This window comes from Pelodictyon phaeoclathratiforme BU-1 (genome assembly GCF_000020645.1).
In the GTDB taxonomy this organism is placed as follows: Bacteria; Bacteroidota; Chlorobiia; order Chlorobiales; family Chlorobiaceae; genus Chlorobium; species Chlorobium phaeoclathratiforme.
In genome coordinates this window covers 1493095-1512688 of record NC_011060.1, presented here as the reverse complement: position 1 = coordinate 1512688, position 19594 = coordinate 1493095, and the positions used below count along the sequence as shown (strand labels likewise).

Annotated in this window: 12 protein-coding genes and 1 pseudogene; 10 read left to right on the top strand and 3 right to left on the bottom strand. The window is 50.8% G+C overall.

The annotated features are described in order from the left end of the window. Positions 1-2: 2 nt before the first annotated feature. From PPHA_RS07130 to PPHA_RS07110, 5 genes are all read left to right on the top strand, one after another. Complete coding sequence (locus PPHA_RS07130) at positions 3-1322, top strand: DNA-processing protein DprA (RefSeq protein ID WP_012508180.1); 1320 nt, start codon at positions 3-5, stop codon at positions 1320-1322. Next, entirely contained in the window at positions 1312-4518 is a 3207-nt protein-coding gene (gene recC, locus PPHA_RS07125) for an exodeoxyribonuclease V subunit gamma (protein WP_012508179.1), read from the top strand. The genes PPHA_RS07130 and recC overlap by 11 nt, the downstream gene beginning before the upstream one ends. Then, positions 4515-8114: an exodeoxyribonuclease V subunit beta gene (gene recB, locus PPHA_RS07120; RefSeq protein WP_012508178.1), complete on the top strand. Its 3600-nt coding sequence runs from the start codon at positions 4515-4517 to the stop codon at positions 8112-8114. Before recC ends, recB begins: the two co-directional genes overlap by 4 nt. A gap of 3 nt (positions 8115-8117) precedes the next feature. Continuing rightward, positions 8118-9848 carry an exodeoxyribonuclease V subunit alpha gene (gene recD, locus PPHA_RS07115; protein ID WP_012508177.1) on the top strand — a complete coding sequence of 577 codons (1731 nt, stop codon included), beginning with the start codon at positions 8118-8120 and terminating at the stop codon, positions 9846-9848. A 155-nt stretch (positions 9849-10003) separates the two neighbouring features. Continuing rightward, complete coding sequence (locus tag PPHA_RS07110; protein WP_012508176.1) at positions 10004-10441, top strand: YXWGXW repeat-containing protein; 438 nt, start codon at positions 10004-10006, stop codon at positions 10439-10441. Between the two features lie 108 nt (positions 10442-10549). Here the strand turns inward: PPHA_RS07110 and PPHA_RS07105 are convergent, their stop codons facing one another. The 3 genes from PPHA_RS07105 to PPHA_RS15930 form a co-directional block, all read right to left on the bottom strand. Continuing rightward, positions 10550-10870 (bottom strand): hypothetical protein, encoded by a 321-nt coding sequence (locus tag PPHA_RS07105; protein ID WP_012508175.1) that lies wholly within the window; start codon positions 10868-10870, stop codon positions 10550-10552. A 14-nt stretch (positions 10871-10884) separates the two neighbouring features. Beyond that, a complete protein-coding gene (locus tag PPHA_RS15935) occupies positions 10885-11295 on the bottom strand; it encodes a hypothetical protein (protein ID WP_190274039.1) in 411 nt (136 codons plus the stop codon). Between the two features lie 206 nt (positions 11296-11501). Continuing rightward, positions 11502-11708: a hypothetical protein gene (locus PPHA_RS15930; RefSeq protein WP_190274038.1), complete on the bottom strand. Its 207-nt coding sequence runs from the start codon at positions 11706-11708 to the stop codon at positions 11502-11504. 422 nt (positions 11709-12130) lie between these two features. Between PPHA_RS15930 and PPHA_RS07095 the strand changes: the two genes are divergently transcribed. The 5 genes and pseudogenes from PPHA_RS07095 to PPHA_RS16780 all read left to right on the top strand — a co-directional run. Then, positions 12131-13993 carry an ATP-binding protein gene (locus PPHA_RS07095; RefSeq protein WP_012508174.1) on the top strand — a complete coding sequence of 621 codons (1863 nt, stop codon included), beginning with the start codon at positions 12131-12133 and terminating at the stop codon, positions 13991-13993. 116 nt (positions 13994-14109) lie between these two features. Continuing rightward, entirely contained in the window at positions 14110-16614 is a 2505-nt protein-coding gene (locus PPHA_RS14595) for a PAS domain S-box protein (RefSeq protein WP_012508173.1), read from the top strand. A 181-nt stretch (positions 16615-16795) separates the two neighbouring features. Continuing rightward, complete coding sequence (locus PPHA_RS07080; RefSeq protein ID WP_012508172.1) at positions 16796-17104, top strand: HU family DNA-binding protein; 309 nt, start codon at positions 16796-16798, stop codon at positions 17102-17104. Beyond that, positions 17094-19307 (top strand): SF1B family DNA helicase RecD2, encoded by a 2214-nt coding sequence (gene recD2 / locus PPHA_RS07075; RefSeq protein WP_012508171.1) that lies wholly within the window; start codon positions 17094-17096, stop codon positions 19305-19307. The genes PPHA_RS07080 and recD2 overlap by 11 nt, the downstream gene beginning before the upstream one ends. A gap of 129 nt (positions 19308-19436) precedes the next feature. Then, positions 19437-19571 (top strand): annotated as a pseudogene (locus PPHA_RS16780) (AlbA family DNA-binding domain-containing protein); the annotation flags it as partial. Positions 19572-19594: the final 23 nt, after the last annotated feature.

Genomic DNA, 19594 nt, shown 5'->3' with positions numbered 1-19594 from the left:
CAATGCAACAACTCTCTTCGAATACAAAAGCCATTCTTCTGCTGACGGCTCCCTTGATTGCTGGTCACGGCAGCTCATCGCCTGACCTTCTGTCGCCGGGTGAGTACAATCGTCTGGCTCGTTATGTGCACGACATACATCACGAACCTGCCGATCTGTTGCTTCCGGGAGCAGAAAATCTGCATCGTTCATGCCAGCATATTGTTGAGGAAAAACGTATGCAAACCCTTCTTGAGCGTGGCTTTTTGCTCAGCCAGGTTGTTGAGCAGTGGCAGGCACGTGCTCTCTGGGTGGTCAGCCGCGCTGATGCTGCGTATCCCCGACGCATGAAGGCACGATTGCGGGAAGGTGCACCTGCAGTGCTTTATGGTTGCGGCGATATCCATCTGTTGGAAACTGGTGGCCTTGCCGTGGTGGGATCACGGCAAGTGGATGAGGAGCTGATTAACTATACAATGTCGATCGGCCAACTCTCTGCTCGTGCAGGCAGGACGATTATTTCCGGAGGTGCGAAGGGTATCGATCAGGCCGCCATGCGGGGCGCTCTTGAAGCTGGCGGGAAGGTCTGCGGGGTTCTTGCTGATCGTCTGGAAAGAACGGCAATGCAACGTGAAAATCGCAATCTGATTGTAGAGGGTCGCCTGGTTCTGGTTTCACCCTACGATCCAAGTGCGGGTTTCAATGTCGGCAATGCCATGCAACGCAACAAGTTAATCTATGCCTTGTCCGATGCTTCGCTGGTGGTAAATTCTGATAGTAATAAAGGCGGAACTTGGGCGGGTGCGATTGAACAGCTTGAGAAACTACGGCTGGTTCCAGTCTATGTTCGATCAACGGGAAGCGCTTCAACTGGTATCGATGCCTTGCGTGACAGGGGAGCTCTGCCTTGGCCGGAGCCTCATGACGTCGAGGCGTTTGAAGCTGTACTTGACACATCGCCATCTCTGATTCCAGTTGAGAGAGAGGCTTCCATCGGGCTCTTCTCGAACGGCATGGTTCAAGATTCAGTGACAGAGACGGCGCAAAAAAAGCCTCAAGTACAAATTATGGAGGATATATCTTTACCTCTTCACATGTCTGAAGAGGCGGAACTCAGTCCGGCGCAGAGATTGTTCGCTACGGTACGAGAGGCGATACGGCAATTGTTAAAAAAACCGATGACAGATACAGAGATTGCAGAGATATTAGAGTTGTCACCTCTTCAAACAAGGGTTTGGTTGCAGCGTCTGGTTGATGAAGGCCTCTTGGAAAAAAAGAATAAACCCGTCCGATATTGCATAAAAGAGTCTGGATTTTTTGAAAACGTACCCCATGCCACTTAACCTTTACACCAGCAACCGGATGGAAGTTCTGGTTGATACCCTTGCCGCTGCTCTTCGCGAGCCGCTGGCTTCACCGTTCAAGCAGGAGGTGATTGTGGTACAGAGCCGGGGGATGCAGCGGTGGCTCTCCATGGAGCTGGCGTCGCGGTTCGGCGTCTGGGCTAACGGGCACTATCCCTTTCCGAATGCGATGGTGAAGGAGCTGTTCGGGGCGCTCTTTTCTGAAAAGCCTGACACTTCATCATTTGCTCCGGAGGTGATGAGCTGGAGGATCATGCGGCTTTTGCCTGAGCTGCTCGACACAGAGCCCTTCGGCACCTTGCGTCGCTATCTTGCTGATGATCCTGACGGGCTCAAGCTCTTTCAGTTGTCGGAAAAAATTGCTGATACCTTCGACCAGTACACGCTCTTCCGTCCGGAGATGCTCTCCCATTGGGAGGCGGGGGAGTCACAACCTGCCGGCGAAGAGTGGCAGCCGGTTCTCTGGCGGAAGCTTGCTGACGGGGAGGGAATGCATCGGGGAAGGATGAAGGAGCTTTTCTGCAGGCAGTTGAGCCCTCTGTCGCCAGAGGTGAAGGAGATTCCCGAGAGGATCACCCTTTTCGGCATCTCCTACCTGCCAAAGTTCCATCTCGATATGCTCTCGGCGGTTGCGAGGGTGACTGAGGTGAACCTCATTCTTCTGAGCCCGACTCGTGAGTACTGGGGCGATATTCTCGCCAGGAAGGCGATTGTCAGGCTGCCGGAGGAGGAGCGGGCCCTGCGCATGGAGGGGAATCCGCTTCTCGCTTCGCTTGGCAGGATCGGACGGGATTTTTCGGATATGATTATCGACATGAGCGACAGCGCTTTTCATCAGGAGGAGCGCTATGATGATCCGGGTGAGGAGTGCCTGCTTCACGGCCTGCAGTCCGATATTCTGAACCTTTCGGGTACCGGTGAGGAGGGGGAGCAGCGCCCGCTTGACCCGCTTGACCGGTCGCTCCGGATTCACTCCTGCCACAGTCCGCTTCGTGAAATCGAGGTGCTCTACGACAATATTCTTGCCATGCTTGAGGAGTCTCCCGGCCTGACTTTGCGCGATATTGTGGTGATGACGCCGGATATTGAGAGCTATTCGCCCTACATCTCCACCGTGTTCGGAGCAGGAGGGAATGGCGCCGGATTGCACTACTCCATTGCCGACCGGAGGATGATGCATGAGGGGGAGATTGCTTCGGCGGTGCTGAAACTGCTTGCTCTGCCTGCAAGCCGCCTTGCCGCATCCGAACTCTTTGACCTGCTTGCCTCTCCGCCCGTAAGCCGCCGTTTTTTGGTGGAGAGTGACGAACTTGACGTTATCCGTGAGTGGATTGAAAAAACCGGGATTCGGTGGGGGATGGATGAGGGCGACCGTACGGCGAAGGCTCTTCCTTCCTATCGCGAGAACTCATGGAAGGCAGGGCTTGACCGGCTCCTGCTCGGCTATGCCATGCCGGACGAGAATCAGCTTTTCAACGGCATTCTGCCCTACGATGATCTGGCTGGTTCTGCAGCCGAAACCCTCGGCAAGTTTGCCGGGTTCATCACGTCGGTTGAAGCGTTTGTCAACAGGATGGAACGGCCCTGCACCCTTGAGGAGTGGCGCAGCCGGTTTCAGGCGCTGCTGGCCGACTTTATTCTCCCTTCCAGCGTCTCCGAGCGGGAGTTTGCAACCATTGCCGCTCTTGGCGAAAAGCTTGGTGAGGTTGCCGCTGCGGCGGAGTTCACCCAGGAAGTGACGCCTGCGGTGATGCTCTCCTGGCTGAGGGCTCACCTTGAGCTGCAGGAGCAGGGGCTGGGCTTCATGACGGGTGGCATCACCTTTTGCGCCATGCTGCCCATGCGGAGCATTCCCTTCCGTGTTGTCGTTTTGATCGGCATGAACGACAGCGCCTTTCCCCGCCAGAGCCGCGCTCCGGGATTTGACCTCATTGCGCGTGAGCCGCAGAAGGGCGACCGCTCATTGCGTAATGAAGACCGTTACCTCTTTCTTGAGTCGATCCTTTCGGCCCGTGACCTGCTCTATATAAGCTATATCGGCCAGAGCATCAGGGATAACAGCGAGCTGCCGCCCTCGGTGCTGGTCAGTGAACTGCTCGATGCCGTTCGCCGGGGCTTTTCCCTGCCCGATGGAGATTCCGTCGAGAAGCAACTGGTGGTACGGCACCCTTTGCAGGCTTTTAACCGGGCCTATTACTCTGCAGGCTCTCCGCTTTTCAGCTATTCGGCTGAGAACTTTCATGCGCTGGTTGAAAAAGAGCGTCCTGCAGCTCCGTCACGCCCCTTTATGAGTGTTCCTCTTGATGAACCGCCTGAGGAGTGGAAAACCGTTTCGCTTAAACAGCTTCTGCGTTTTTACGATAACCCGGCGGGCTTTTTTCTGGAGCAGCGTCTTGGTATCAGGCTTGAAGGGATGGTGGAGCCGCTTGAGGATCGTGAACCCTTCGCAGTTGAGGGGCTCGCATTGTACAGTCTGAAGCAGGAGCTGCTTGAAATTGTGCTTGGAGGAGGGAATACACTCGAACTGCTCCCACTCTATCGGAGCCGGGGAGTGCTCCCGCCCGCCCTCCATGGTGAGCTGCTTTTCCGTAAAATTCTTGATGAGGTGCAGCAGTTTGCCGCAACCGTGCAGGAAAAAACCGCTGGCGCTGGCGCTCTGGCACCGCTTGAGGTCGATCTGCAGCTTGGCGGATTCCGCCTGACCGGTCAGCTTGTACGGGTGTGGCCAGAGAGCCTGTTGCACTACCGCTGCGCGAAACTGAAGATGAAGGATCAGATGCGAGGCTGGATTGAGCATCTCGTGCTCAATATGGCAGATCAGCCGGGTTATCCAAGAAAAACCTCTCTTGTCATGGTTGATAATGAAAAACAGTTTGCTCCGGTGGCTGATGCTGCCCTGTATCTGGAGGATCTTCTGAAGTATTACTGGCAGGGGCTCTCCATGCCGCTGCGCTTTTTCCCGCGTTCTTCACTGGCCTTTGCCGCAAAAGAGGATCTCGATGCCGCCCGCAGGGAGTGGCGTGACGACACCTTCAACAACCGCCCGGGCGAGGGCTCCGATCCGGCAATCGAGCGCTGCTTTGGCGCCGCAGATCCCTTTGACGATGAGTTCTGCTCCCTTGCCGTCGAGTTGCTCAGGCCGATGATTCAGGCTGCAGGGGAGGAGGCACCATGAAACCACTGAACCATGCAGCCGTAGAACTCTCCGGCATCAACCTGATCGAGGCCAGTGCCGGGACGGGGAAGACCTATGCTATTGCCTCGCTCTACCTTCGCCTGCTTCTGGAAAAAGAGCTTCTGCCGGAACAGATTCTTGTGGTAACGTATACCGAAGCGGCTACGCAGGAGCTTCGCGGCAGAATCCGCAGTCGTATCCGTGAGGCGCTCGAGGTGATGGAGGGTTGCGATACCAGCGACATATTCCTTGGTGAGCTATATGAAACGGCCTCTCTGAGTGGGATGAAAAAGGTGCGCGACCTCCTTGAACGGGCGCTCGGCGCTTTTGATACCGCTTCGATTTTCACCATTCACGGCTTCTGCCTTCGGGTGCTGCAGGATAACGCCTTCGAGAGCGGCTCACTCTATGATACTGAATTGGTGACTGATCAGACAGAGCTGCTTCGTGGTATTGTGGATGATTTCTGGAGAGTACATTTTTTCGGTGAGTCTGCGCCACTGCTCGGCTATGCCCTGCGTAACCGCCTCACTCCTGAAACCTTCCTGTCGCTGTTGAAGAACCTTCATGCCGGAACCGGGGTTGAGGTTATCCCTGATTTCAGTGATGAGCAGATAACGGCGATTGAGAGGGAGTGCTCGGCTGCTTACAGTGATGCCAGTTCAATTTGGATGGGGCATAAAGGCTCGATAACTGAACTTCTGACCACTGAGAAGGGTTTGAGCCGTTCAGCCAAATATTACCGCGCTGACCTGCTTGAACCGCTTTTTTCCGGGATGGATGCTTTTGTTGAAGGAGGCAATGCGTATGACCTGTTTGAGTCATTCCCGAAATTGACCCTTGAGGGTATTCTTGAAGGCACCAAAAGCAAAGGTGTGGCGCCCTCCCATCCCTTTTTCCTTTCCTGCCAACGGCTCCAGGATGCAGTGGAGAGGCGTCTTCTTGCCCTCAAGGCTGAACTGCTTCGCTTTTATCAGAAGAACCTGCCATTGCGCAAACGAATCGGAAATATCCGTTTTTTTGATGATCTCCTTGAGGATCTCTACCATGCGCTTTTGCCAGAGCAGGGCGGGGATGCACTTGCCGAGATTATCAGAAAAAAGTATTGCGCAGCACTTATTGATGAGTTTCAGGATACCGACCGCCAGCAGTATGAGATCTTCAGGAGCATCTATGCGACATCCGGGTTGCCGCTTTTTCTAATCGGCGATCCAAAACAGGCCATTTACAGTTTCCGTGGTGCGGATATCTTCGCCTACATAAGAGCAGCGCGTGAGGTAGGTGAGGAGCGGCGCTTTACCCTGACGGAGAACTGGCGCTCTTCTCCGCTGCTGCTTCAGGCGTTCAATACCTTGTTCAACAATACGATGAGGCCGTTTCTCCATGATGAAATTCTCTATCACCCGCTCGCTTCAGGGAAAAGCGAGCCGGAGAGGGCGGATGGAGCGGGGGAAGATCTTGAGCCGATGCAGCTCTGGCTGATGGATTCGAGTGATGAGAAGAGCGGCATGTTGACTGTGGATGATGCTGGCGCCTGGGCTTCAACGGCCGTTGCCGGTGAGATTGTCCGAATCCTGCAGGATGGTCAAACCCTTTTCAGCGGCAGGCCATGCAGTGCCGGAGATATTGCCGTTATTGTGCGCACGCACCGGCAGGCGGCTCTTATGCTCAACGCCTTGCATAACCGGGGCGTTGCCGGGGTCATGCGGAGCAATCAGAGTATCTTTTTGTCGAGAGAGGCTGAAGAGGTGCGCATCCTGCTCTCAGCCCTCGCTGATCCGGGCAACGAGCCAAAGGTACGTGCGGCGCTGGTGACCGATCTGCTTGGCAGGTCGGGCAACGATATTGAGAGGTTTCATGATGATGAAGCGTCATGGATAGCCTGTCTCAGGCAGTTCCGACTCTATCACGAGCTCTGGCATGAGCGGGGATGTATGGTGATGAGCCGGGAACTGATGGCAAAGGAGGAGGTGCGTGGACGTCTGCTCAGTTACCCTGACTCTTCGGGTGAGCGAAGGCTGACCAATCTGCTGCACTGTTTTGAATTGCTGCACCGTGAGGAGCATGAGCGGGGAACCGGTATGGAGGGACTTGTAGCTTGGTTCAGTGAACGGACAGGGGCTGCGGATGAGACGGACGAGTATCAAATCCGTCTTGAAACCGATGATGCTGCCGTAAAAATCGTTACCATTCACGTCAGCAAGGGACTGGAATATCCGGTTGTTTTCTGCCCCTTTCTCTGGGGAGGCGGAAACCGCAAAGGGGAGGTGCTGATGTTCCATGATGATGCGGGGCATCTGGTGAAGGATTTCGGCTCTTCCGGCTATGAGAGTAACCGGCGGCTTGCCGACAAGGAGTCGCTTGCCGAAAGCCTCAGACTGCTCTATGTGGCACTGACGAGGGCCAAGTATCGCTGCTATCTTTTCAGCGGTAAAACCCGTTCGGAGAACTCGCCGATCAACTATCTGCTCCATGCATCGAGTGCAACAAGAGTTTCGGAAAATCAGGCTTCGGCGCTTGCTGTTGAATCAAAAACCCTGACCACCGGGATGATGGCCGAGCAGTTGGAGTCGCTCGCCGAAAGTTCAGAAGAGTCAATCGGCTTCACGTTGTTGACGCGCGAAGCGGTTGACGGGATGGCCAGACTCTCCCGGACGGATAGGGAGTCACAGCATGATGCCCTTGTACTGCGCCACTTCAGCGGAACCATTGACACCACCTGGCGGGTTTCAAGCTTCACCTCGTTCAGCCGCCATGAACCGATAAGCACCGAGCTACCTGATCGCGATGAACCACAGGCTGATGGGGGAGTCCCCTCCGCAATCGTTGCTCCCGCCGGTCATGAAAAAAGCATCTTTACCTTTCCAAGGGGGGCTCAGGCCGGAATTTTTATGCACGGGATTTTTGAGAAGCTTGATTTTGCCTCTCCCTCCGAAACGGCTATCCATGAGCTTGTTGCAAAAGGGCTTGAACGCTATAACTATAAAGAGGAGTGGCAGCCGCATATCACAGCCATGATTCATAACGTTCTTGAGACGCCTCTTGCTTCGCGCGACAGCCTGTTTACTCTTGGCGCTCTCTGCCAGAAAAGCTGGATCACTGAGCTGGAATTTTTCTTTCCGCTCCGGTTTATCAATTCATCTCATCTTGCTGGCCTTCTGCTCCGTCATGGCCTTCTGCGGAGTGGAGTTGACCTTGCCTCGCTTGCACCCATGCTGCAGTTCAGCCCGGTCAGGGGGATGCTTATGGGCTTCATGGATATGGTTTTTGAGCAGAATGGCCGCTACTATCTGCTTGACTGGAAATCCAATCATCTTGGTAACAGCGAAGAGGATTACGCTCAGGATGCCATGAGTGTGGCTATGCAAAAACACCTCTACCCGCTGCAATACCTGTTGTATACCGTGGCTCTCAACCGCTACCTGTCGTTAAGGGTCAAAAACTACCGTTACAGCACCCATTTCGGGGGAGTAATTTATGTCTTTCTTCGGGGAGTGAACAGGGAGCACGGGGAAAACTTCGGCTTTTTCCGCGACCTTCCCCCTGAAGAGTTGATTGAAGCGCTGACAAATCTGCTGATAGATGAGGATAAATAACGTATGAGTAGAGTGTATCAGGAACGGGCTATCGATCGCCATTTTGCAGCATTTATCTGCCACCAGGCGACTGGCAGGGTAAGTGAGCTGTTCCGTCTTGTTGTATCCCTTGCCAGTAGCGCTGTCGGGCAGGGGAGCAGTTGCCTGAACCTTCAGGATATTGCGGAAGAGAGCATTGTAATTGAGAACAAGGAGTTTCGTCTTCCCCGACTTGATGCTCTGATGGAGCTTTTGAAGAGCGCTACTGTCGTCAGTTTTCCCGGCGGCCACTTTCGTCCTTTGGTGCTTGATGCTACCGGTCGCCTCTATCTCTACCGTTACTGGCATTATGAACAGGAGCTCCAAAGAACGATTCTTCGAAAAGCAGGAGCCGCTTTTGACAATATTGATGAAACCATACTGCTTGACGCTCTTGAACGACTTTTTCCGTCAAGTGGCAGGCGGGAAAGTGACCGTCAGAAGGATGCGACTGTTTTTGCCCTGCGCAGGCAGTTCTGTGTTCTTTCCGGCGCACCGGGAACAGGTAAAACTTCGACGGTTGTTCGCATTCTTGCTCTGCTGCGTGAGCAGAAGTGGGGGATGAAGCAGCGGATCGCCATGGCGGCTCCAACAGGGAAGGCAGCGGCAAGGCTGAAAACATCCATCAGTGATATCAAACGCACTCTTGACTGTTCAGATGAGGTGAAATCAGCAATTCCTGACGATGTTGTCACGATTCATCGCCTTCTCGGAACCATTTCGGGTTCCTCCCGCTTTCGCCATTCGGCAAGCAATCCTCTTCCTTTTGATACCGTTATCATTGACGAAGCCTCAATGGTTGCTCTGCCACTGATGAGTCTGCTGGTAACAGCACTCAAAGCTGACGCACGTCTTATTCTTCTTGGTGATCACAATCAGCTCGCATCGGTTGAAGCTGGTTCGGTGTTTGGAGATATTTGCAGTGCAGGATCAGATAACAATGCCTCACCACTAAGCAATTCGATGGTTTTGCTTGAAAAAAACTATCGTTTTCATCCTGGCAGTGGTATTGCTGAAATCAGTCGGGCCGTCAATGAAGGGCTGGAAAGGGAAGCTGTAAGCCTTCTGAAAAGGAGTAGGTCAAGCGGTGTCACCTGGCAGGAGTTGCCTGCACCTGAAGAGCTGCAACATGCTCTGGCAAACAAAGCAGTCGAAGGCTTTCACAGCTACCTTGATGCTGCATCGCCCGCTGAGGCGCTGGAGCGGTTTGACCGTTTCAGAATACTCTGTGCCCTTCGCGACGGCCCCTATGGGGTAAGTGGACTTAATCGAACAGTCGAAAACATCCTCGCCCGTAAGGCTCTTATCAGTCCGGCCAGCACCTTCTATCGCGGCCGTCCATTGATGATTACGGTCAACAACTATGCAATGCGTCTCTTTAATGGCGACACAGGCATACTTTTCCCCGATCCTGAAAATGGAGGTTCCCTAAGAGCCTTTTTTTTCGCTCCAGATGGCGAAATCCGCAGCATCGCACCGGAGCGGCTGCCTCAGCATGAAACCGCATTTGCCATAACCATTCACAAAAGTCAGGGCTCGGAGTTTGATCGCCTGCTGATGCTTCTGCCACCGATTGACAGTGAAATCCTCACAAGAGAACTTATATACACTGGTATTACAAGGGCAAAAGAGAGCGTTGAAATCTGGGCGAATGAAGAGGTTTTCTGTGCTGCGGTAAAAAAACAAACAAAAAGGAGCTCTGGTTTACATTTCTGAGAATAGATGCGCTGGAAAGAACTGAATTGATCGTCAGATGTTGTAGTGAGCAGGAATAGTCAGAGTGACATACGGTAAGGCAATCCTGTTCAGAACGTTTTTAAACAACAAAGTACGCTCGTTACAGAACAAAATCTTAACCAAGGAGAATCGCTATGAAAAAACAGATCTGGCTGGCTGCAGGAATTGCAGGAATGCTTCTCGGAAGCCCCGCTGCTCAAGCTGAAGTCAATGTACGTATAGGAGGAGACAGGCCACCCTCTTTTGTTCTTGATACCCGTCCAAATTTTATCAATGTTCCGAATCTTGGTTTCCACGTTTCAGCAGGAGGGCCTCAGGATATCATCCGCTACAATGGTCGCTATTACGTTAACCATAATAATCGCTGGTACATCTCTTCCAATTTTGGCGGCCCATGGGTCATTGTCAGAGAGGGCAGACTTCCAAGACAGATAAGACGCCATCGTTGGGAGGATATCAGAAGATACCGTGATGTTGAGTATCGTCGGCACGAAAGCAGACGCAACCATTACGACCACAACAGGGAGCGTGACCACAACCAATACCCGAATGACGGCGGAAGAAGAAACTGATTGCTTTGCAGTTGATTAAACAGAAAAAGGGAACTGAACTTTTTATTTCAGTTCCCTTCTTGTTTATACCTTTTCCGGAAGTTTTTTCCTGACTTGGACAATTAGTTCTCAGTATCTTCTGTCCCGTTCATAACGACGTTCATAACGACGTTCGTCACGAAGACGGTCAAGGCGACGAAGCCGACGTCTCTCCTCTGCACGCAATATCCGTCTTCGTTCTGCACGTTCCCAGCGTCTTCTTTCCTCTCGTTCCAACCGTCTCTCAATCCGTGCCCTGTCATACCTCCGATCATATCGGCGATCATCATAACCCCTCCGAGGCCCTCTCTCCTCAAAACGATCACCTCTGTATTCAGCCTGAATGGTTGACTGTGGCATTCCAAAAAGCATTCCGGCAATTCCTGCAATGAGCCAGATTTTTTTATGCATAATCAGTTCTCCTTTTAAAAATTAATCTCCCCGTATCTGATATGTACCATAAGGGGCGGGTTCTTTTCGTTATCGTCCTCTGCCGCCATCACGGCTTCCATCGCCCTGAGGCCCGCGTCCGCCATCACGGTCTCCATCACCCTGAGGCCCGCGTCCACCATCACGATTTCCATCTCCCTGAGGCCCGCGTCCACCGTCACGGTTTCCGTCACCCTGAGGCCCGCGTCCGCCATCACGGTTTCCATCGCCCTGAGGTCCGCGTCCACCGTCACGGTTTCCGTCACCCTGCAGACCAGGGCCACCATCGCGTCTATCATCGCGTCGGTCGTCACGTCGATCATCGCGTCGGTCGTCACGTCGATCATCGCGTCGATCATCACGACGGTCATCGCGTCGATCCCGTTCAATCCTGTAATGGCGATCATACCGTCTGTTCAGATCATCCCAGTATCTGCGGTCGTGCCGACGGTATTCCAGATCGCGATATCTCCAAATATCATTAAAACTATGCCTTCTAATCGCATAAGGGAGGTTGCGATCCCGGATTATGATCCACGGACCACGATAATCTGAAGAAAGATACCAGCCACCATTACGGTACATGTAATACCTGTCACCGTAATAAATGATATCATAAGGACCGCCGATGGAAACTGAAAAACCCCGATCCTGCAAATATAAAGTCAGGACGTGTATCGATAACAAAAGTTGGCCGGTCATCTCCAATGCCTATACGAACATCTCCAAGACGTATACCGATATCCGCCTGAACATCAGCCGGTGCATGAACACAAAGCAACCCCGCAATTCCGGCAGCCAGCCAGATCTGTTTTTTCATTGTCATTCTCCTTATCACGTTTAACATTTCATTGAAACGATGGCAACATTTTATTATCACTGTGAATTTAAAAAACTTTCAGCTTTTTGCTCAATATCCGGCAACATTGAACTCCTGATGTAGGAGTACTCTTTTTTGACGCACGAAAAACGAATCTCAATTGAACAATTTGCTACAATGCAGTCAGAAGTAATTTCGTTCAACCGTTGCGTACTATTTTTTTCAGGAAGAGTCTTAACACAGTAAAAGCGGACTTGTTCCTCTTCGTTATAGAAATAGCAAAACCGCAGAAAAGAGCACAAGAGATTTGTATATTTAAGGTTATTTGATCAATTCAGCCAACTCTTTTATCGCAAGCAACAGTATGATTCTTAAAACACTATGTTTAACAAGCTGCTTGCTCCCTGGTTTAAGGAGCTTCAATGAGTGATTTTCTGAACACTATTATCACAAAACCTGAAGGAAAAACGTTGGAATTCAGGCGGGATTGCGCATCACCGACGCTTCTGATGAAAACGCTTGTGGCCTTTGCCAACACAGCAGGAGGGCGTTTAGTTATCGGTGTGGGAGAGGACAGGCAAATTGTTGGCATGAAAGCTCCACTTGATGAAGAAGAGAGGCTTCGCAGTCTGATAACCGACGGTATTGCACCTCATCTGATACCCAATATAGAGCTCATCACCATACACGACACAACGCTTTTGGTTGTTGAAGTGTTTGTAAGCGCATTACGTCCACACTGGCTCAAAGCAGAAGGTCATGAACAGGGCGTTTATGTCCGGATTGGCAGATCCAATTATCAGGCTGATACCGCTTTGGTCGCTGAACTTGGCCGGTCGGCAGAAGGAATCTCATTTGACGAAATGCCCATACCAGAACTGAGTAAAGATGATCTTGATTTAGTTGCGATACAAAAATTTTTTGCCGGTGACTGGAAATTAGATGAGCAGGCATTGGTTACGATCAAACTGCTCACATCGTACCAACGACGACTTGTACCCACCAAAGGAGCCATTCTGCTCTTCGGTAAAGAGCGCATACTCCATTTTTCCGATGCATGGGTGCAATGTGGACGATTCACAGGAACCGACAAAGCTGTTATTTTTGACCATACAGATATATACGATCACCTGCCCGGAGCGGTTGAGAGCATCATGCAGTTTTTATATCGGCATATAAAAAAAGAGAGACCAATACCACTCACCATTTTGCGTGAAGCTGTCATTAATGCACTGATGCACGCCGACTACTCCCAACGTGGCGCACCAATCAGGATCGCCTTTTTTGATGACCGTATCGAAATTGAAAATCCCGGAACACTTCTCCCAGGTATGACCCTTGATACCATGAGGCAAGGCTCATCGAGAATCCGCAATCATGTTATTGCCCGAATTTTCCGCGAGCTGAATCTTACTGAACGCTGGGGCAGCGGCATAAGAGCCATTTTCAACGAAGCGACAGATTATGGATTGCCTGAACCACAGATTATGGAGATCGGTATGCGAGTACGAATGGTTATCTACTTCGCATCACCAGGTCAGAGCACAACAACCAAAGCACAAGACGAGCAGAGTCACACATTACCAAAAGCACAAGCACAACTTCTTGTGGAGGCACAAGGTGAACTCACAAGAAAAGCACAAGATGAGTGGGGGGGTGACAGGGTAATAAGGGCACAAGTCAGAGGGCATGTCGATCATGATATTATTGCGCTGTGTTCGGAAGCGCCATTGTCATCAGCAGAGATTGCTGCGGCTCTTGGGCACAAGCAGTTGAGCGGAAATCTGCGCAAAGCTCTGCCTCGATTAAGGGAAGCAGGGCTACTGGAGTATACTATTCCTGGAAGCCATAACAGTCGTATGCAAAAATACCGGCTAACAGCAAAAGGGGAAGCCGTTCATGCAGCAAGCTCCATTCCTGACAATTCAACAAAAGTACAAGTAGAAGAACAAGTTGACATTAGTGAAAAAACGCAAGGGCACAACTTGATTCGGGCACAAGGTATGCTTTTTTGTGAAGCACAAGATAACTCTCCAATTGAGGCACAAGTGCGTATCCGAATTCTTGCTGCCTGTTCAGTACAGACTCTTTCCTCGGCAGAGATCGCTGCGGCTCTGGGGCACAAGCAGTTGAGCGGGAATCTGCGTAAAGCTCTGCCTGATATGAGAGAGGCCGGACTGATTCAGTACACCATTCCGGAAAAACCAAACAGTCGATTACAAAAATACCGTTTAACCGACAAAGGCAGGGCGTTACTTCGTGCAGCACAGGAGCAAAAATCATGAAAACGTAAGAAGTATGTGACAGAGTGACGAAGCAGAGATGCAATGGTTATTTATACGTTTCTTATATATATTGGATACTATAATGGTTTGGAGTCATATAGAGAAAACCTGTATCCATGACCGATCACAGCAAGAAAGAAGAGAATGGCCATTCAGAACGCAAGCAGACTCCTGAGTCGTTCATTGATCGTGAATCGTGCCATAGGGATCTTATTGATTACATGCACAATGGTTATGCCTATTGCAAGGTAATTTATGAGGAGGGTCACCCGGTAGATTTTATCCATATAGAGGTTAATGCCAGTTATGAAACACTGACGGGCTTGACGCAGGTTACCGGGCGACGAGCTACAGAGGTTTTTCCCGGTATTGAAAAATCACATCCCGAATTTATTGAAAGACAGGCTGGTGTTGCCGAGAGCGGGATCACGGATCGGTTTGAACTGTATATGGAAACGTTGGCGTTATGGCTTGATATCTCCGTCTATAGTCCCGAAAAAGGATACTTCGTATCGATAATCGATAACATAACAGAGCGAAAAGAGGCCGAAGCGACGATACTGCGAAATGAAGTCCGTTTCCGAAAACTCTTTGAAAGCCATTCAGCCATCAAATTGCTTCTTGATCCAGTTACTGGCACTATTATTGATGCCAACTTTGCTGCTGCCGAGTTTTATGGATGGTCGATTGAAGAGCTTCGCCGTATGCGTATACAGGAAATCAATCCGAGCTCAGATCAAGAGGTCATAACGAATCCGGAAGGTATCAGTACATCGAAACAAAACCTTTTGTTATGTCAGCATCTCAAGGCTGATGGTTCTTTGTGCGATGTTGAGGTATTCAGCAACAAGGTTGAAATTGAGGGGAAAGAGCTTCTTTACGCAATTATCCATGACATCACTGAACGCAAGCAGGCAGAAAAGGCTTTGCTTCAGAGTGAAACGCGATTCAGAAAACTCTTTCAAGGCCATTCTGCTATCATGATCGTCATCGATCCGGTTACAGGCCGCATCGTTGATGCCAATCAGGCGGCTGCGGATTTTTATGGGTGGACAATCAAGCAGCTCCGACGGATGTGCATACAGGAAATCAATACGCTCCCTTCTGAAGTGGTGAAAGAGGAGATGGAGAACAGCGTAACATCGAAAAAAAATTACTTTTTATTTCGTCATTTGAGGGCTGACGGCTCTTTTCGTGATGTGGAAGTGTTCAGTAACAAGGTTGAAATTGCAGGGAGCATTCTCCTCTATTCCATTATTCATGACGTTACCGAGCGGATGCGTTATGAATTTCTCATTACGTTCCGCCTTCGTACCCTCCAAATGGCAGAAACCTCTTCGGTGGAAGTGTTGCTACAAATGACATTGGATGAGGCCGAACGGATGACGCAAAGTTCTATCGGGTTTGTTTTTTTTGTCTCGAAAGACCAGATGTCACTTTCACTGCGAGCCTGTTCAACCAACTCCTTTCAGAATATGTCGCTGGCGGATGGAATGGGTGGGCAGTATCCTTTGGAAAAGGCTGGGGTATGGGCGGATGCTTTACGGGAACGGAGATCGGTAATTCATAATGATTATTCAGCGCTCAAGCATCTCAAAGGAATGCCAAAGGGCCATCATGAAGTTACACGCGAACTGGTTGTACCAGTCATTCGTGACGACAGGGTTGTTGCAATCATGGGAATTGGAAATAAACCGGGGGATTATGACGAGAACGATGTTAACTGGTTAAATATCCTTGCAAATCAGACCTGGGACATTATTGCAAAAAAAATCGCCGAAGAAGAACGCGAAAAGATGCTCTATCAGCTTCGGCACTCCCAGAAAATGGAGATGGTCGGTCAGCTTGCTGCAGGCATTGCCCACGAAATCAACAACCCGCTGAATTTTATCACGATAAATTTTGCAAATATCAAGGAAATCACTTCCGATTTACAATCTATTCTCAAAGAGTATCAAAACCTTACCAGCAAACTTGAGAATGGCACCTTTTCTGACCGTGACCTGCAGCAGTTGCGCCAAAAAGAGGTAGAACTTGCTCTTGATACGCTGGTCAATGATATCCCGGAGATTCTTCATGAATCACAACGTGGTTTTGAGCGTATTACCACGATTATCAATGGCATGAGGAACTTGTCGCACCGTTACGCGGCTGACAAAAAGATTCTTTTCGATATCAATAAAGGAGTCATTGATACGCTCACCATTACAAGTCATGAACACAGTGTATGCGCCGACATCACCACTGAGTTTGGGGAGTTGCCGCTTGTTGAGTGTAATCCGGAGGAAATCAAGCAGGTATTGCTCAACCTGATTCTCAACGCTGTCCATGCCATCAAGTCACAACAGCGAAATGCAAAGGGCACAATCGCTCTGCATACCTGGTTCGACAGCAACAATGTCTACTGTTCAATTACTGATAACGGACCCGGCATACCGGAAGCAATTCGAAACGATATTTTTAACCCGTTTTTTACCACCAGAAGCTCCGAAAAATGTACGGGGCTTGGGTTAAGCATTGCCTATGATATTATTGTAACGAAACATAAAGGGACTATTTCTGTTACGTTTCCTGACGGTGCTACGGTATTTACCATATCGTTACCACGGCAAATACCCTGAAAAACAGCATCATTCCGGCACCGTCCATGCGGCGGTCTCAGCCGGAAAGAATCGGGCACAATGGGAGAGCAACCAGCATGGCTGACCGAAGAGCGATAATTTATACATTCGAATCAAGCCAAATAATAGTAAATTGCATGGTTATCCATACTCTCCCATAATTTTAACGCTCAACATCACCATGGGAACCACAACCACAAAAGTTGATCTGGTCAATGTTATTGCCCACAGAACAGGTCTGACAAAAAACGAAACGGAATCTGTGGTTAACTCTTTGTTTGAAAGCATCATTGATTCTCTGAAAGCCGGAAAACGAATAGAGATCAGGGGATTTGGCTCGTTCAATATTCGCCACAAAAATCTTCGCCAGGCAAGGAACCCAAGAACAGGGGAAAAGGTGACCGTTGAACCAAAAAATGTCCCGGCATTCAAAATCTCCAAAGAGTTCAAGCTTGCCGTGAGTGAAAGCCTAAAATCTGATGACGAATAATAGTTCGTCGTCTCACCAAAGCATTTCTCACAACACTATTTCTGGCGGCCCCTTGACTGAACGGCTCTCTGGTTCGGTTGAGCGGGTCACCTTTCACAGCGAAGAGTCCGGCTTCTGCATCCTGCGGACAAAGGTAAAAGGGCGTCGTGACCTGGTCACTGTTGTTGGTTCGGCAGCTTCCATTACTCCCGGTGAATATGTCGAATGCCTTGGAAACTGGCAAAATGACCGTACCTATGGATTGCAGTTCAGGGCAACCCGGTTGACTGTTGTGCCGCCAAGCACCCTGGAAGGAATCGAAAAATACCTTGGCTCCGGCATGGTCAAGGGAATTGGCCCACACTTTGCCAAAGCATTGGTCTACGCCTTTAAAGAGGAGGTCTTTACCGTTATTGAGGAAGAACCGGAGCGTATGCTTGAGCTTCCCGGTATTGGCCAGAAAAGGATGACAAAGGTGGCTGCTGCCTGGGCAGACCAGAAGGTGATCAGAGAGATCATGGTCTTTCTTCAGTCGCACGGACTCGGAACTGGCCGCGCGGTCAGGATCTTCAAGACCTACGGCAACGAGTCGATTATCAAGGTGACCGAAAATCCCTATCGCCTTGCCCTCGACATCCACGGCATAGGTTTCACGACTGCCGACACTCTTGCCATGCAGCTTGGCATTGCGCCCGACTCCCTTATTCGTGCGCAAGCAGGCGTTCGACATATCCTGCAAGAGATCTCCGGAAACGGCCATTGTGCAGCCCCATGGGAGGTGCTTGTAGCTGAAGCGGCCAAACTGCTTGAAATTACACCGACGATCATCGAAACAGCGATCAATGCAGAAGTTGCTGCAGAAAACCTTGTCCGTGAAGAGATAAACGGCACTCCCGCACTCTTTCTGACACCCCTTTACCGGGCCGAAATCGGCACTGCAACCCATATCCAGAGGCTGCTCCGTGGAGAGCTGCCCTGGGGATCGATTGACACCGACAAGGCAATTCCCTGGGTAGAAGGGAAGAGCGGACTTACCCTCTCCGACTCACAACAGCGAGCCATCAGCCTTGCCCTTTCAAACAAGGCTGTGATCATTACCGGTGGACCGGGGGTAGGAAAAACAACCCTCGTCAACAGCATTCTGCTCATACTTCAGGCAAAAAAGCTTACCGTTACCCTCTGCGCACCAACCGGAAGGGCGGCCAAACGACTCTCCGAATCAACCGCTCTTGAAGCCAAAACCATTCACCGCCTGCTGGAGTTCGATCCCCAGTCATTCGGATTCAAACGCAACCGCGACAACCCGCTCGAAACCGACCTCGTCGTGATCGACGAAGCCTCCATGGTTGACATCGTACTCATGAACCGCCTCCTCGCCGCCATTCCCGACAAAGCCGCCCTGATGCTGGTTGGAGATGTCGACCAGCTTCCATCCGTTGGCCCGGGCGCTGTACTTGCCGACCTTATCCGCTCCGGCAGCATACCCGTAATCAGCCTGACCGAAATATTCCGCCAAGCCGCATCCTCACGTATCATCATCAATGCCCACCGGATCAATCGCGGAGAGATACCGCTCAACCTTGAGGGCCCCGGCCTCTCCGACTTCTACTTTATCCCTGCCTCATCTCCCGAAGAGATCTACAACAAACTCATCCAGCTCATCACCGAGCGCATACCGAAACGGTTCGGCCTCCATTCGGTGAAGGAGGTTCAGGTGCTGACTCCGATGAACAGGGGAGGGCTCGGTGCCCGTGCACTTAATGTTGAACTGCAACGAGCGCTCAACGACAAAGCTGAACCGAAAATAACCCGATTCGGCACAATCTTTGCTCCCGGTGACAAGGTGATCCAGACCGTCAACAACTACGACAAAGAGGTCTTCAACGGCGACATTGGCCAGATCCTCAAAATTGACACCGAAGAGAGCATCCTGCTGGTCGACTACGATGGCCGGGAGGTAGAATATGAGTTTGGCGAACTCGATGAAGTTTCACTTGCCTATGCAACGAGTATCCACAAAAGCCAGGGATCAGAATACCCGGCAGTCATCATCCCCCTTGCCATGCAGCACTACACCCTGCTGGAGCGGAATTTGATCTACACCGCCGTTACCCGTGGCAAAAAGCTGGTCATCATCATCGGAGAACCCAAAGCCCTCGGCATAGCCGTCAAGACCCAGAAATCAAACAGCAGGGTAACAAATTTGACAGCACGGATTGCCTGACAATGTGCGCACCTCTCTTTTGGCGCTTCTTGTTTTGAGGTATTACCGCATTATGTTTATCGTGGAAAATATGGTGTCAACAAAGTATGGATTGGGAGGTGACTTCGGCTTAAAGCTCAATTTTTTGAAATTGTTGCCAATGGCGAGAATTCCAGTGTGGAATTTAAAAGGGATGATATTCTGCCTGAGCAGTTGGCAAAGGAGATTGTTCCCTTCGCGAATGTACAGGGTGGCCGGATTTTTCTTGGCGTTGAGGATAATGGAGAGTTTACCGCAGCCGTTCATAA